This is a genomic window from Chryseobacterium sp. CS2K3 (assembly GCF_059515185.1).
Genome location: NZ_JCAKRW010000004.1, coordinates 102,325 through 115,460 on the forward strand (window position 1 = coordinate 102,325; position 13,136 = coordinate 115,460).

A 13,136-nucleotide genomic window follows, 5' to 3' on the forward strand; every position below is an offset into this window, starting at 1 on the left:
TTTAAAATATCAGGACCAATGAACACATCAGAGTTAAACAGTTTCATCGTGATACTTATCTATGGTTCATTGGTCCTGCTTTCTTTACTGAAGATTGCCAATCCCCTGCAAGTGAACAGAAAAGCCAATTTCTGTTTCGGGATCTTTCTTTTTCTGTGGTCCAGCTTCTGGATGGATGAAGTTCTTTTTCTGATTACCGGCTCAGCTGTTGAATTTCACTCCCTGTTTTTGGTAAAGCTTATCCAGTATTTTACGCCCATATTCTTTTATTTCAGCGTATTGTTCTATACCAATCCTTCATTCACCTTCAAAATAACAGATCTTAAATTTTTACTTCTTCCAATTGTATTTTTAGGATGCTTAATAGCTCTGGCATTAGGTTACAAAGACCCTTGGGATTCTTTGAGCATCATTCTTATTCTTGTGCAGGCATTGTTTTATACAGGACTTTCCTATATTACAATCAGAAAACATCAGAAGAAAATCCAGCAGTTCTCTTCCAATACGGAAGGAATAGACCTAAACTGGCTGGAGTATATCATCCTGGTGCTTCTTGCAGTAAATATCATCTATGTTATTTATAATATTTTTTACGATCCGAAATCTTTGAACTTCTTTATTAATGCTGTTTTTTTACTGGTTATTTATTGTGTTGGATATTACTCATTAAAGCAGAAAGAAATTTATCCCCTGGAAGAAAAACAAAGAAAAGAGCTGATCTCTATCAACGAAGAACCTAATTCTGAAAATATAAAGAAAAAACTGATTCCTGATGAAGAACTGTTAAGAATTAAATCACAGTTAGAAATGATCATGGCGACAGAAAAACCTTATCTGGACAGTGAACTGAACCTTATTAAACTTGCAGAACTTTTATCTGTTTCTACCCATCATTTATCTTATGTCATCAATACCGGATTTGGGAAAAACTTTTTTCAGTACATCAATGAATTCAGGGTAGAACATGCCAAAATACTTTTAAGAAAAGACAGCAAATTATCCATTCTTGGAATTGCTTACGAATCCGGCTTCAATTCTAAAACCTCTTTCAATACAACTTTCAAAAAACTGTCCGGACAAACTCCTTCCGAGTTTAAAAAATAAGTACTGATTTATAAATCTTTACTTTTTTATAAGTTTAAATTTTTGATTTACAGTATTTTATATATTTGCATGAAATGCGTTCGCTCAGATAATACCGAACATTAAAAATGAATTTCCACGATAGCTTTGTACCGTAAAATTTAATCTTATGGACAACAAAGAATCGTACGCAGTGGTTACGGGAGCTAGTCAGGGTTTGGGAAAATCATTCGCTGAACAGCTGGCAAAGAAAAACATCAATGTAATTGTAATCAGCCTTCCTGATCAGAATCTAAAAGAAATTTCCCTTGAACTTACAGAAAACTATCATATAAAGTCTCATTACTACGAAGTGGATCTTTCTGTGCCTGAAAATGTAATGAAGCTTACAGAGTGGCTTAACGCTAATTTTGATATTCATATTCTGATCAACAATGCAGGATTGGGAGGAACTAAAAAATTTACCGAAGCAACCTCAGATTATATCAATACTATTTTACAGGTCAATGTAACAGCAACCTCACTGATTACCCATCAGCTTTTACCAAATCTGCTGAAACAGCCGAAAGCTTATATTTTAAATGTTTCAAGCATGGCTGCATTTTCTCCCGTTGGTTTTAAAACAGTGTATCCTGCGTCTAAAACCTTCATCCATTCATTTTCAAGAGGGCTGCATGAAGAATTGAAAAATACCAATGTTTTTGTAAGCGTTGTGAATCCCGGTGCAATGAAAACCAATACAGATGTCTGCAAAAGGATCGAAAAACAAGGTTTTTTAGGAAGATTAACCCTTTTAAATCCTGATAAAGTGGCATCACGCTGCATTCAGCAATTATTTAAAAAAGATTCCGTAATTATGGTGAATCCAATAAGCTGGCTCGTCATGAAGATACTTCCGATATGGATAAAGCTTCCATTGATGACCCAGGCAATAAAAAGAGAAATTGAAGCATGAAAAAAGTAGTTGTAACCGGAGCTACAGGACTTCTGGGAACGAATGTTATCATTAAATTATTAAAAAATGGTTATTCTGTTATTGCTTTGGTGCGCAAGGAAAGCAAGTATCTGGATGAAGAAAATGAAAACCTAAATTGGATTGAAGCCAATCTTTCCTCAGATCTTTCCCAACACCTTAAAAACATAGATTTTGTTATCCATATTGCTGCGGAAACACGTATGAATCTTCTCACTTATGATGAGTACAGGAAAGTAAATTATGACTGGACGGTGGATTTATTCAATCAGGCACAAAAATCTGGGATAAAAAAGTTTCTGTTTATCAGTTCTGCCAATACATTAGGATTTGGAAGTAAAACTGATCCCGGAAGCGAAGAGAAAAGGCAAAAGTATCCTTTTACACAATCATGGTATGCGCAAAGTAAACTGGAAGCTGAAAATTATCTTCTGCGAAACGCTAAAAATATGGAAGTGGTTATTCTGAATCCTACATTTATGATTGGCGCCTATGACAATAAACCCAGTTCCGGGAAATTAATTTTCTGGGCATGGAAGAAAAAACTTATCTTTTATCCAAAAGGAGGTAAAAATTTTGTCCATGTTCAAGATGTTGCCAATGGTGTCATCAATGCTCTGGAAAAAGGAAAGAATGGTGAAAAATATCTTTTAGCCAATGAAAATCTGAGCTATAGTGATTTTTTTAGAATGATCAACAGGGTAACCCATCAACACCCAATTATGATTCCTATCCCTAATATTCTTTTGAACGTTCTGGGTAAAGTAGGAGATGGGCTGAGAAAGATGAAAATCAGCACCAATCTAAGTACTGCAAATATGAAAGCACTTCAAATATATAATTACTATTCAAATCGTAAATCATTAGAAGAACTGGATGTTCAATATCAATCGGTGGATAATGCTGTAAAAGATGCTATAGAATATTTTAAAAGTAAAGAAATACATTAATAAAAACCTGTGTTCCCTTTGTGGTTTAGATATTTTTGAACCATAAAGGAAACATAGAAAAAATCATTCGTGAATTCGTGGCAGATATTTATCAACTTTTCTGTTAAAAAAATCTTTAAACCACATAGAAACATAGAAAAAAAATTCGTGAATTCGTGGCAAAATATTAACCTCTATTATATTCCGGCTAAAGAAAACTCTCTATTGCTTTTTCTACAGTTTCAACAAAGAAAACATGCCCGGTTTTATTGCTTTCAAAGATAAAATCCTTCATGCTTTTACTTTCATATTTACTGAAATCGCCCACAACAGCCAGTCCGATACGGTAATTGGAAAACTTTTGCAGAATCTCTCCCGCGATCTTCGTTTTTAAGTCAAAGAAATCCGGAGTCATATTTTTCTCGTATAAAATTACTTTGTCAAAACCCTGATAATAGAGATTTCCCATGAGATCCAATCCGTCCTGAGCAGAATGAATTATTATTTCATCGGCAATAACTTCTGCAACCTTGATGTTATTGATACTGTGTGATTGAATGATCATGAATTTAATATTTTGTATAGAGATTAAAATTACTTATTTCCTTCCAAAAATAAACCTGTCATTTTCAGATAAGTCCTTTAATAGCTGCGAATCTGAGAAATAATGATAGAGCGCCAGTGTTTCAGGTCCTAATTTTTGATTGATCTCCAAAAACAAAAGTCCGTTATCATGTAAATGTTTTCTGGAATCTTCAGCAATCTTTCTGTAAAAGATCAAAGCATCAGAAGTCGGAGAGAAGAGTGCCATTTTAGGTTCGAATTCCTTTACAGAATCTGCAATTTCAATTTCTTCTTCCATTCCTATATAGGGCGGGTTTGAAATGATAACATCATAATGATCTGTCAGTTCAAAAGTAAGATAATCAGCATGAATGAATTTTACTTCTAACTGATGGTATTCTGCATTTCTTTGTGCTGTTTTCAGTGCCTTTTCAGAAAAATCAATTGAGGAAACGTCAGCATTAGGAAAATACTTCTTTAAGACCAAAGGAATTACGCCGCTACCGGTTCCAATATCTAAAATTCTCAAAGTTTCATTAGGAGCTTTTAAAGCTTGTACCTTTTTTATTTCACGAATGGCTATTTCAAGAAGTTCTTCTGTTTCAGGGCGGGGAATCAAAACATTTTCATCTACAAAAAACGTCATTCCGTAAAATTCCGTTTCACCTAAAATCTGTAAATAAGGCTTTCCTGTTTTTAATTCTGAAATAATCTGATTGAACTTTTCCTCATTCTCTGAAGAAATTTCCTCATCTGCCGACTGGCGTTGCTGAATAGTATTTAACCCTAAAATATGTTCTGCAAACATCTGAAAGATAAATGCATTTTCTGATTCGGTATACACTTCCGAAAGATGTGCTGAGAAGTTTTTTTTAAGTTCTGCTATCGTCATTGTATTTAATAAAACATTTCTGTTTTCTTACTTTTTAATTCAATTGAATTTTCTCCTACCTGAAAATTATCCATTAAAGGAGGAGTGATTTTTTTATTGATTTTTTCTTTCCAGCTTCTTTCTTTCACGGTATTATTTTGATCACAATCCTCAGATGAATACTCGAATATAGCATCCCCTGTAGAAATATTATAATCCAATGACTGGAAATAATCGCATGGTGCCCCAAAATTGATGGTTGCCCCAATCAAATACCAATTATTATTTTGAAATCTGTACCTGTGGGTATAATGCCATTTTTGTCGGCTTCCTCCGAAATGATCAACGATAATGGTTTTGTTTTTTATGCTGATGCCTTCATAAGGATTTCCCATCATTCCGCCATGTTCGGTAGAAAGAATAGGATTCGTGGATTGGTGCCACAATATCCAGTTTTCGCCTTCTTTTCTATAAATAGCAAGACTTTGAGCAAATCCCAGATCGCCTTCCATTGGTGTTTCATATACACAAACAGCTTCATCATCAGGATTGTTGTCCAGATTTCCAAATGCTTTGTCCTTTAAAGTCCAGAATTTTGGAGTGAATTCTTCAAGCATCTTTGCCTTCTTTACTGTAATTTCAGCATCAAAATTTCCAGTTTCTACGGCTTCCTGAAAAGCATCTATTTTACGCTGCTTCTCGTTGGATATCTTAGGAATATTCGTTCTGATGTTGTCTGCATCTTTCGGCAACTCAGGTAAAGTAAAGCTTCTTGGTTTAGAATTCGAATCATAATATTTTATCTCACGATATTCATAATCAATGAGTTTCTTCTTATCATAGACGCCTTCGTTAGAATCCTGTCTGTAATGTTTCTTGGAGATCCAGTTTCCCTGTTTATCATACACATATTCAAAAGCTTCTATGGATAAAGGATTTCCTGTATATTCTATGCTTTGTTCAAAAATAAGATTGTTGTGATCATCATATCTTCTGGTTGTTTTGGTAGATTTTTCTGTTCCGAGCATATGGTATTGCTGTTCAATACGCTCCAGATAATCGTTAGAATAATAATATTCTGTTTTATTTTCCAAAGAATGATGATTGGCAAACCAGACTTCCGAAAGAAGATAACCCTTTTTATCGTAGCTGAAAGTCACGTCCCTGTTTGTAATCACATAATCTTTAATATCAACAGGCTTATAAGAACCATTCATCCATTTGTAACGATGAATTTTTGATTGGTATAAAGGTGTCTTTTTGGTGAGAAAAGGGAATTCAAAAGTATATTCTTCTTCAGGATTGGCTAAAGAATCATAGCTGTAATCAATGATTTTAACAATTGTCTTTTTTCCCTCTGAAGAATAATTATACTTGGTATATCCTTCATAAATAAAGGTTTTCTTATCGTCTATTGTATAATCTATTTCTTCCTGAAGACGATTCTCCGTGTTGTAAAAAAGCCAGTTGTAGCGGCTTATATTTTTATGATCTCCTGATTCCTTAAGAACAAGAAGATCATTTTTATAATGAAATTTTTCTACAACAGAATTGTCATCGTAATGATACTTGTGATAGAGTTTTCTACCGTCAGGAAGGTATTCCGTATAAGATTCCTGAACGTAAGAAAGTCCGTCTTTATTTATAGAATGGCGGTCTTTTTGTTCTGCTTTTTTAAACGTTGTAACAGAAAAGATATTTTTTGATACCACGTTTATTGAATCGCTATATTGGCTGTTAAAAGTATGATTGTCAAGAGATCCGTTTATTGAAACTATTTTTTCCTGGGCACAGCTGATCACAAAACTTATTGAGAAAACAAGTTGAAGTGCTTTTGGAAATGCCGTATTTAGGATCGCTGAATTATTCATTTACCTTGTAAAAACTAATTTGGTATCAGTAGATTTCTCTTCATCGAATCTATATCCTTCATAATTAAAGGCTTTTACATCATTAAGCGTTTTAGCATTAGTTTCTGCACAGAATCTCACCACAAGTCCTCTTGCATGCTTTGTGTAAACGACGATGGTTTTTAATTTTCCGTCTTTTAATTCATAGAAATCAAAATCCACCACCGTATGATTCAGTTTTTTTCTGTCAATTACTTTTCCATACTCGTTGCTGGCTAGATGAAGTAGGATTTCTCCTTTTTTCATTTCAGAATTCAATTGTTCCGTGATTTTTTCTCTCCAGAATTCATAAAGATTTTTATATTGCTCAAATGCAAAAGGGCGCCCCATTTCCAGTCTGTAAAGCATTACCTTATCTGATGGTTTCAGTAATCCGTATAATCCGGAAAGCATTCTGTAGTTTTTTTGCAGATAATCTACTGCATCTTTATCTAGAGTTTTAGCATCCAAACCTCTGTATACTTCTCCTGTAAAGGCAAACATAGCAGGTGCAGACTCTTTTGCGGTAGGTTTTGATTTCCATTTTTGGTTTCTTTCCCAGTTTTCATCAGCCAGTTTAGGCGATATTTCCATCAGTTCGGAAAGATATTTCGGAGATTTTTCTTTTAAATAAGATTGTATAAAAGCTGCTTCTTCAATGAATTTTGGGGTTGTAGATTTCAATAGTTCCGTTGAGTTTTCTACATTCATTAATTTCGCAGGTGATGTTATAATTTTCATAGTGTTAAAATACAGATAAGTGTTTAATATCAATAAAGTTCATGATCATCATCGATACAAAATCAATCATAAAATGACAGATGATCAGAATTTTAATATTAGAATATAATTTATAAAATATGGCAAAAACGATCCCAATAAAGAAAGGAATAATAACCTGTCCTACAGTTCCGTAAGTGCTGTGCAGAATTCCAAACAAAATGCCTGAAACCAATATACCTGTCACTGGGCTGTTGTATATTTTTTCAATTCTAGGCTGAATGTACCCACGCATCAAAAGTTCCTCTACAGCACCAGCCGTTATGCACGTAAAAATAATTAAAAAATAATTGTTTTTAAAAATGGATGTAAGTGCAAAAAGCTTCTCACTGGGCTTTTCCTGAATTAAAAACATAAATACAGCATTGAGAATGATTCCTCCGAGGGTACATATAAAATATAAAATCAGAATCGCTCTGATATAGAAACGTAAAGAATACTTCTTTTCTCCCTTGAGTAGAAATGGTTTCTTTTCAATAAAGAGATTGTACAGAAATATAATGAGTAAAGCACTCCATATTGCAATCCTGCTTAGAAAAAAAGTATAAGAAGTAATAGCTTTTATTCCTGTAACGATATGAATGACTGAAAAAGCATAAAGCATCAGCTCTATCAGTATCAAAAAAGTGAGCAGAATCCCTATGGAATATTTTCCATTAAGACTAATATTCTTCAAAGTTGAATTGCTTAAATTAAATCGTTCCTTTTCCCTGACGAATAATTTCCGGTTCACCAGAAGTAAGATCTACGATGGTAGAAGCTACATTATCTCCATATCCTGAATCGATTACAATATCCACCAGATGGTCATATTTTTCAGCAATAAGTTCTGGATCGGTAGAATATTCAATAATTTCATCATCATCTCTAATGGATGTCGAAGCGATTGGGTGCCCGAGTTTTTCAACAATAAGCTGCGGAATTGGATGATCAGGAACACGAATACCAATTGTTTTATGTCCTTTATAAGCTAAGGGTAAACTTTTATTTGCTTCAAGAATAAAGGTAAATGGTCCGGGAAGGTGACTTTTCAGAAATCTGAAAACTGAGGTGTCAATAGGTCTTGTAAAATCGGAAAGATGACTCAGATCATTACAGATTATCGAGAATTTTGACTTCTCAAGCTTTAATTTTTTAAGCTGAGCCAGTTTTTCCATGGCTTTAATATCAAAAATATTACAGCCCAAGGCATAAATCGTATCTGAAGGATAGATGATCAATCCTCCATTATTTAATGTTTTAATAACCTCATTCACAAGATTTTCCTGAGGATTGTCGGGGTGAATTTTTAATATCTTTGCCATAAAACAAAGATACAAATAATAAAATAGTTTTTATAAAAGTCCTTTATTTAAAAGAAAAATTAGGATTTGTAGAAAATATTCGTACCTTTGCAATCCAATATCGCGGGATGGAGCAGTAGGTAGCTCGTCGGGCTCATAACCCGAAGGTCATCGGTTCGAGTCCGGTTCCCGCTACTAAGTTAAGTGCCTTCGGTAGGCACTCTAAAAATACACCGCGGGATGGAGCAGTAGGTAGCTCGTCGGGCTCATAACCCGAAGGTCATCGGTTCGAGTCCGGTTCCCGCTACTAAGTTAAGTGCTTTCGGTAGGCACTCTAAAAAATACACCGCGGGATGGAGCAGTAGGTAGCTCGTCGGGCTCATAACCCGAAGGTCATCGGTTCGAGTCCGGTTCCCGCTACTAAGTTAAGTGCCTTCGGTAGGCACTCTAAAAATACACCGCGGGATGGAGCAGTAGGTAGCTCGTTGGGCTCATAACCCGAAGGTCATCGGTTCGAGTCCGGTTCCCGCTACTAAGTAAGTGTCTTCGGTAGGCACTCTAAAAAATACACCGCGGGATGGAGCAGTAGGTAGCTCGTCGGGCTCATAACCCGAAGGTCATCGGTTCGAGTCCGGTTCCCGCTACTAAATTAAAATCGGTATAACGACAGTTATACCGATTTTTTATTTTTTTCAAAACGATCATTAAAATAATTTTATTCTGAAGATTTAAGTTCTATTGGATTATTGGTTTGTTGAAATTTATCTAGAACTGATTGGTCCAGATTATGTGTCTGATTTTTTGAAAAATTCATGATTGCTCCATCATTTAATGCAACTGTAATAGTACTACTTGTGACATTCGTAAAAGCAACGTCTGTTTTAAGATTAATACTTTTTTTTGCTAATTCATTAAATTGTGTTTGAGACATTATTCTTGCCTTTTTAGGAATAACGAGATAAGGATCCTTTATGTTAATGACTTGAATCAGATCAAATTTATGATTTTCATCCTTATCACTAATTCTTATTATTAAGCCAGGCAGACCAATAAATTTATAGGGACCATCGTTGATAGGAATGTCTTTTGTAAACCATGCTTGCCATTCTCTTCCCTTGTATTTCGTGTAAGCTTTTTGGCATTTAAAAGTATTGATTACAGAATACTCATTTAATAGATCCCATTTTGGAAGTTTTTCTTCTTCTATAAGAATATCAAGATTAAATTTTTTTGAATAGAAGGCAATTTTATTTAAATTATAATCTTTGAATATCTTATAACCTAAATTTTGATTATAATTTTTATAATTAACTAATTGGTTTAAATCTTTTGTAACTGCATAGGCTGAATCTACTTTATACTTAGCATCATTAAAGAAAAGAGATTTCTTACCATCAGTGTCTAAGTTCATATATTCTATGATTACTGAATCTTTTTTTTCTTTTTGTGGAATAAATTTGTATTCATAGGTAAACCTATAACTTTGAGCAAAAAACAACAAAGGAAAGACGGAGATAAAGAATGTGATAAGAAATCTCATTTTTTGATTTTTGATATGAATAAAAATTAAATTGTAGAATCTTCTAAACTTGGACCAGCTGGAAGCCCTGATACGTGGGAATACTGTGAATCACAAATCTATATACACCCTTGATGGTTGAAAGATACCCCATAAATTTTCCATGATTATTAATTAAAATTGCAAACTATTAGCAATGTACTTTTTTTACATTATAACATAGAAATAATGTGATTTATTACGACTTTTTTATTAAGTTAAGGTTGTAATATCATATAAAAAATTATATAGCTATTTATGATTTAATATTTTTCACATATAATGTAACGAATGAGAAATTTTTCTTACTGATAATCCGTGTAGTATGCGGAATATGGAATGAATGTAAGGCAAATATTTTTAATTTATGGAAAAAGCTTTATCTTTGTATCATAATATCGCGGGATGGAGCAGTAGGTAGCTCGTCGGGCTCATAACCCGAAGGTCATCGGTTCGAGTCCGGTTCCCGCTACTAAATTAAAATCGGTATAACGACAGTTATACCGATTTTTTGTTTTTTCAAAACGATCATTAAAATAATTTTATGGATCAAGCACAAAAGTTGTGGACTAAGTAAAAAGTTTCGTTAATCTGAAGAAAAAAACAAATTATCTTTTTACTCCTCTAAGCTTTATACTTAAATTTTATTTAAACGAAGACATGATGAAATTGATTATTGATAAGGAAGCTAAGAAAGCGACAAAAGTCACTGATGAAGCGATGTAGATACGCGTACGCTTAGAAAGAATCAATACTAATTGATTCAACCTTTGCTTCCTAAAATACAACACCAGATAATAGAAATCCTTTGCGTTAAATTTTAAAATTAAACTGATCTAAATATTCTAAGCCCCACAACTTTTGCGCTTGATCCGATAAGATTATAAAACTTTGCGTCAAATTAAATTCCATCCATCTTAACAATGTAATTACAGTTTTTGAGACTGATTCAAAGTGCTCTACTAAAAAATAAATAAGAGTTTTACTAATTCGTCAGGAATATACATCCTCCAAATTTAAAAACTTAATACTTGCATCCATAACTTTTGAGACTGATCCGAATAAATTGCTAAAAATAATTCGTGAATTCGTGGCAAAAAAAATCATCCTGTTTCTAGTCTGTAAATTTGGATAAGGTATGGAATCCAAAAAACTAGAGAATATTAATGGTCTTTCTTTGTCGCTACTATAGAATAAATCATAGGGATTTTATCTTCCAGATGAGCTATTCTGTATTTTTTAGGCTCAAATTCTATCGTGTGATTGAAACAGTTATAAGGAGAATAATCAAACTCATCAAGACTATTGATCTCTAATCCGTTTTTAATTAAACTGTTGATAACTTCACTTAAATCGTGGTTCCACATCACATAGGATTGATTGATATCAGCATTTTTGTCAGCATAAGTCCCGCTTTCCGTTTCTACAATGGCTCCCGAATTAAAATATCTGTATCCTACTTTTTCAAAATTATCATCGAACATCCATACAACAGGATGGAATTCTACAAAGATGAATTTTCCGCCCGGCTTTAAAAATCTGGAAATCACTTTTGCCCATTGATCAAGGTCCGGCAGCCAGCCAATAGTTCCATAACTGGTATAAACGATATCAAATTCTCCTTGTAAATGATTAGGAAGATCATAAACATCACAACATATGAAATGGGCATCAGAATTTGCTTCCAGGGCAAGTTCTTTAGCACTTTCAATAGCTTTATCGGATAAATCAATGCCTATAGTTTTTGCTCCAAGTCTGTTCAGAGAAATTGTGTCCTGTCCAAAATGGCATTGTAAATGTAAAACTGATTTTCCCTTTAGATCTCCTAATAAATTTAATTCAATTTCATTCAAAGAGCTTTTCCCTTTTAAAAAACCATCAACATCATAAAATTCTGATTTTAAATGCGATTCGGTTCTGCTATTCCATGAATTTTTATTGATTTCCAGATAATTATTCTCTGCATTCATAGTATTGTTTTTTTGTGCAGGTAATTTACACAAATTATAAGGATTTCTTTACCGGTTGCAGATTCGTTATGAGCTTATTGTATATTTTGTTGATTTTTCCAGACTTTATATTTCTCTTTCATGCAGTGTCCGCACGGGCGATAGTTATATTGGATAGCCTCTTCTTCGTCGGTAAAAAAGATTCTGTTCACCTTTTTCATTCTTTTACCTGATGAACAACTTAATAATCCATAAATTTTCAATCTTTTATTTCCGCCAAAACGAATTTTTTGATAATGAATTTTACTCCTCAATTCAGAATCTGTTATTTGAGAATGATGTATCATTTTTTTATCTAATCATTAGTTAACAGCATCATGAAAAATAATTCCTAAAGCGTATCGTTCTCCCGTTTTTACTTCACTTACTCCGTGCTTCATATTGACTCTGTAATATCCTTTTGTTCCTTTTTCAGGTTTAAAATGGGTAGTGAAAATAAGAAGATCTCCTTTTTTAGGCTTTAGCACAATTGCTTTGGATTGCGCTCTTGGAACTTGTTGGGTAAGGACAAATTCTCCACCTGTGAAATCTTCATCAGGATCACTCAGCATAAGAACAACTTGAATAGGGAAATAAAGATCACCATATAAATCCTGATGTAAAGTATTGAAGCCACCATTTCCATACTTTAGAATCAAGACCGTTGCTTTTTGTTGATTATTTATATGACATTGTTGTAAAAACTCATTATGTTTCAAAGGAAAATGAGTATTGATATGCAATGCGGTAAACCAAGAGTTAGCAATAGGAGCAAGGTATGGATAGAGGTGAGTGCGTATTGTTTGTATCAGTTCAGGTAAAGGATAATTAAAATATTTATATTCTCCCAGCCCAAAACGATGGCGAGCCATAACCACAGTTTTACGGTATAAAGACTGATTATCATAGTTTGCTTTCAATGCATTGCATTCTTCTTCAGATAATACATTGGGGATCGAGGCATATCCGTTTTGGTGCATTGATTCTGTAATGTCTTGCCAATCTAGGCTATTAATTTTCTGGACGATATTTGTCATTGTTTTGTTTTTATACTGCAAAGATCTCAAGCTATATGCAAATATAAAATCCAAAACGTGCGGAGTTTTATGCGACTTTTAATTCTGGAAATCACAAATAATGGATGATATTGTAACTCAGATTTTCCCTTTACCAGCTTCTCAATTTGAAATCTGGACCATCTTTATAAGTCGAATCTGG

Annotated in this window: 13 protein-coding genes and 6 tRNA genes; 9 read left to right on the forward strand and 10 right to left on the reverse strand. The window is 33.6% G+C overall.

The annotated features are described in order from the left end of the window. Window positions 1-18 precede the first annotated feature (18 nt). From AC5YGG_RS07830 to AC5YGG_RS07840, 3 genes are all read left to right on the forward strand, one after another. On the forward strand, window positions 19-1,104 hold the full coding sequence (locus AC5YGG_RS07830) for an AraC family transcriptional regulator (RefSeq protein WP_496143974.1): 1,086 nt from the start codon (window positions 19-21) through the stop codon (window positions 1,102-1,104). A 148-nt stretch (window positions 1,105-1,252) separates the two neighbouring features. Next, entirely contained in the window at window positions 1,253-2,038 is a 786-nt protein-coding gene (locus AC5YGG_RS07835; protein ID WP_496143975.1) for an SDR family NAD(P)-dependent oxidoreductase, read from the forward strand. After that, window positions 2,035-3,006: an NAD-dependent epimerase/dehydratase family protein gene (locus tag AC5YGG_RS07840; protein WP_496143976.1), complete on the forward strand. Its 972-nt coding sequence runs from the start codon at window positions 2,035-2,037 to the stop codon at window positions 3,004-3,006. The genes AC5YGG_RS07835 and AC5YGG_RS07840 overlap by 4 nt, the downstream gene beginning before the upstream one ends. A gap of 187 nt (window positions 3,007-3,193) precedes the next feature. Here AC5YGG_RS07840 and AC5YGG_RS07845 read toward each other — a convergent pair whose 3' ends face one another. The 6 genes from AC5YGG_RS07845 to AC5YGG_RS07870 are packed head-to-tail and all read right to left on the reverse strand — an operon-like array spanning window position 3,194 to window position 8,393. After that, window positions 3,194-3,550, reverse strand: a complete 357-nt coding sequence (locus AC5YGG_RS07845) for a DUF4180 domain-containing protein (protein WP_496143977.1) — start codon at window positions 3,548-3,550, stop codon at window positions 3,194-3,196. Between the two features lie 33 nt (window positions 3,551-3,583). Next, complete coding sequence (gene prmC / locus AC5YGG_RS07850; RefSeq protein WP_496143978.1) at window positions 3,584-4,441, reverse strand: peptide chain release factor N(5)-glutamine methyltransferase; 858 nt, start codon at window positions 4,439-4,441, stop codon at window positions 3,584-3,586. Window positions 4,442-4,446: 5 nt separating this feature from the next. After that, window positions 4,447-6,291 carry a hypothetical protein gene (locus AC5YGG_RS07855; protein ID WP_496143979.1) on the reverse strand — a complete coding sequence of 615 codons (1,845 nt, stop codon included), beginning with the start codon at window positions 6,289-6,291 and terminating at the stop codon, window positions 4,447-4,449. Continuing rightward, a complete protein-coding gene (yaaA, locus tag AC5YGG_RS07860) occupies window positions 6,292-7,050 on the reverse strand; it encodes a peroxide stress protein YaaA (protein WP_496143980.1) in 759 nt (252 codons plus the stop codon). Window positions 7,051-7,054: 4 nt separating this feature from the next. Then, window positions 7,055-7,765, reverse strand: coding sequence for a CPBP family intramembrane glutamic endopeptidase (locus AC5YGG_RS07865; protein WP_496143981.1), 711 nt, complete (start codon window positions 7,763-7,765; stop codon window positions 7,055-7,057). A 16-nt stretch (window positions 7,766-7,781) separates the two neighbouring features. Further along, a complete protein-coding gene (locus tag AC5YGG_RS07870) occupies window positions 7,782-8,393 on the reverse strand; it encodes an L-threonylcarbamoyladenylate synthase (RefSeq protein ID WP_496143982.1) in 612 nt (203 codons plus the stop codon). A gap of 101 nt (window positions 8,394-8,494) precedes the next feature. On the opposite strand from AC5YGG_RS07870, the gene AC5YGG_RS07875 reads away from it, so the two are divergent. The 5 genes from AC5YGG_RS07875 to AC5YGG_RS07895 all read left to right on the forward strand — a co-directional run bounded on the left by AC5YGG_RS07875 (window position 8,495) and on the right by AC5YGG_RS07895 (window position 9,016). Then, a tRNA-Met gene (locus AC5YGG_RS07875) sits at window positions 8,495-8,567 on the forward strand. Between the two features lie 39 nt (window positions 8,568-8,606). Next, a tRNA-Met gene (locus AC5YGG_RS07880) sits at window positions 8,607-8,679 on the forward strand. Window positions 8,680-8,719: 40 nt separating this feature from the next. After that, a tRNA-Met gene (locus AC5YGG_RS07885) sits at window positions 8,720-8,792 on the forward strand. A 39-nt stretch (window positions 8,793-8,831) separates the two neighbouring features. Next, window positions 8,832-8,904 (forward strand) — tRNA-Met (locus AC5YGG_RS07890). 39 nt (window positions 8,905-8,943) lie between these two features. Next, window positions 8,944-9,016: transfer RNA gene (locus AC5YGG_RS07895), tRNA-Met, on the forward strand. Between the two features lie 71 nt (window positions 9,017-9,087). On the opposite strand, the gene AC5YGG_RS07900 is transcribed toward AC5YGG_RS07895, so the two are convergent. Continuing rightward, on the reverse strand, window positions 9,088-9,912 hold the full coding sequence (locus AC5YGG_RS07900; protein WP_496143983.1) for a GLPGLI family protein: 825 nt from the start codon (window positions 9,910-9,912) through the stop codon (window positions 9,088-9,090). Window positions 9,913-10,329: 417 nt separating this feature from the next. Here AC5YGG_RS07900 and AC5YGG_RS07905 point away from each other — a divergent pair. Continuing rightward, a tRNA-Met gene (locus AC5YGG_RS07905) sits at window positions 10,330-10,402 on the forward strand. 691 nt (window positions 10,403-11,093) lie between these two features. On the opposite strand, the gene AC5YGG_RS07910 is transcribed toward AC5YGG_RS07905, so the two are convergent. From AC5YGG_RS07910 to AC5YGG_RS07920, 3 genes are all read right to left on the reverse strand, one after another. Further along, complete coding sequence (locus AC5YGG_RS07910) at window positions 11,094-11,900, reverse strand: class I SAM-dependent methyltransferase (protein WP_496143984.1); 807 nt, start codon at window positions 11,898-11,900, stop codon at window positions 11,094-11,096. 74 nt (window positions 11,901-11,974) lie between these two features. After that, the gene (locus AC5YGG_RS07915) at window positions 11,975-12,226 is read right to left on the reverse strand and encodes an Ada metal-binding domain-containing protein (RefSeq protein WP_496143985.1); all 252 of its coding nucleotides are present in this window, start codon (window positions 12,224-12,226) and stop codon (window positions 11,975-11,977) included. Window positions 12,227-12,241: 15 nt separating this feature from the next. Further along, complete coding sequence (locus AC5YGG_RS07920) at window positions 12,242-12,955, reverse strand: 2OG-Fe(II) oxygenase (RefSeq protein WP_496143986.1); 714 nt, start codon at window positions 12,953-12,955, stop codon at window positions 12,242-12,244. Window positions 12,956-13,136: the final 181 nt, after the last annotated feature.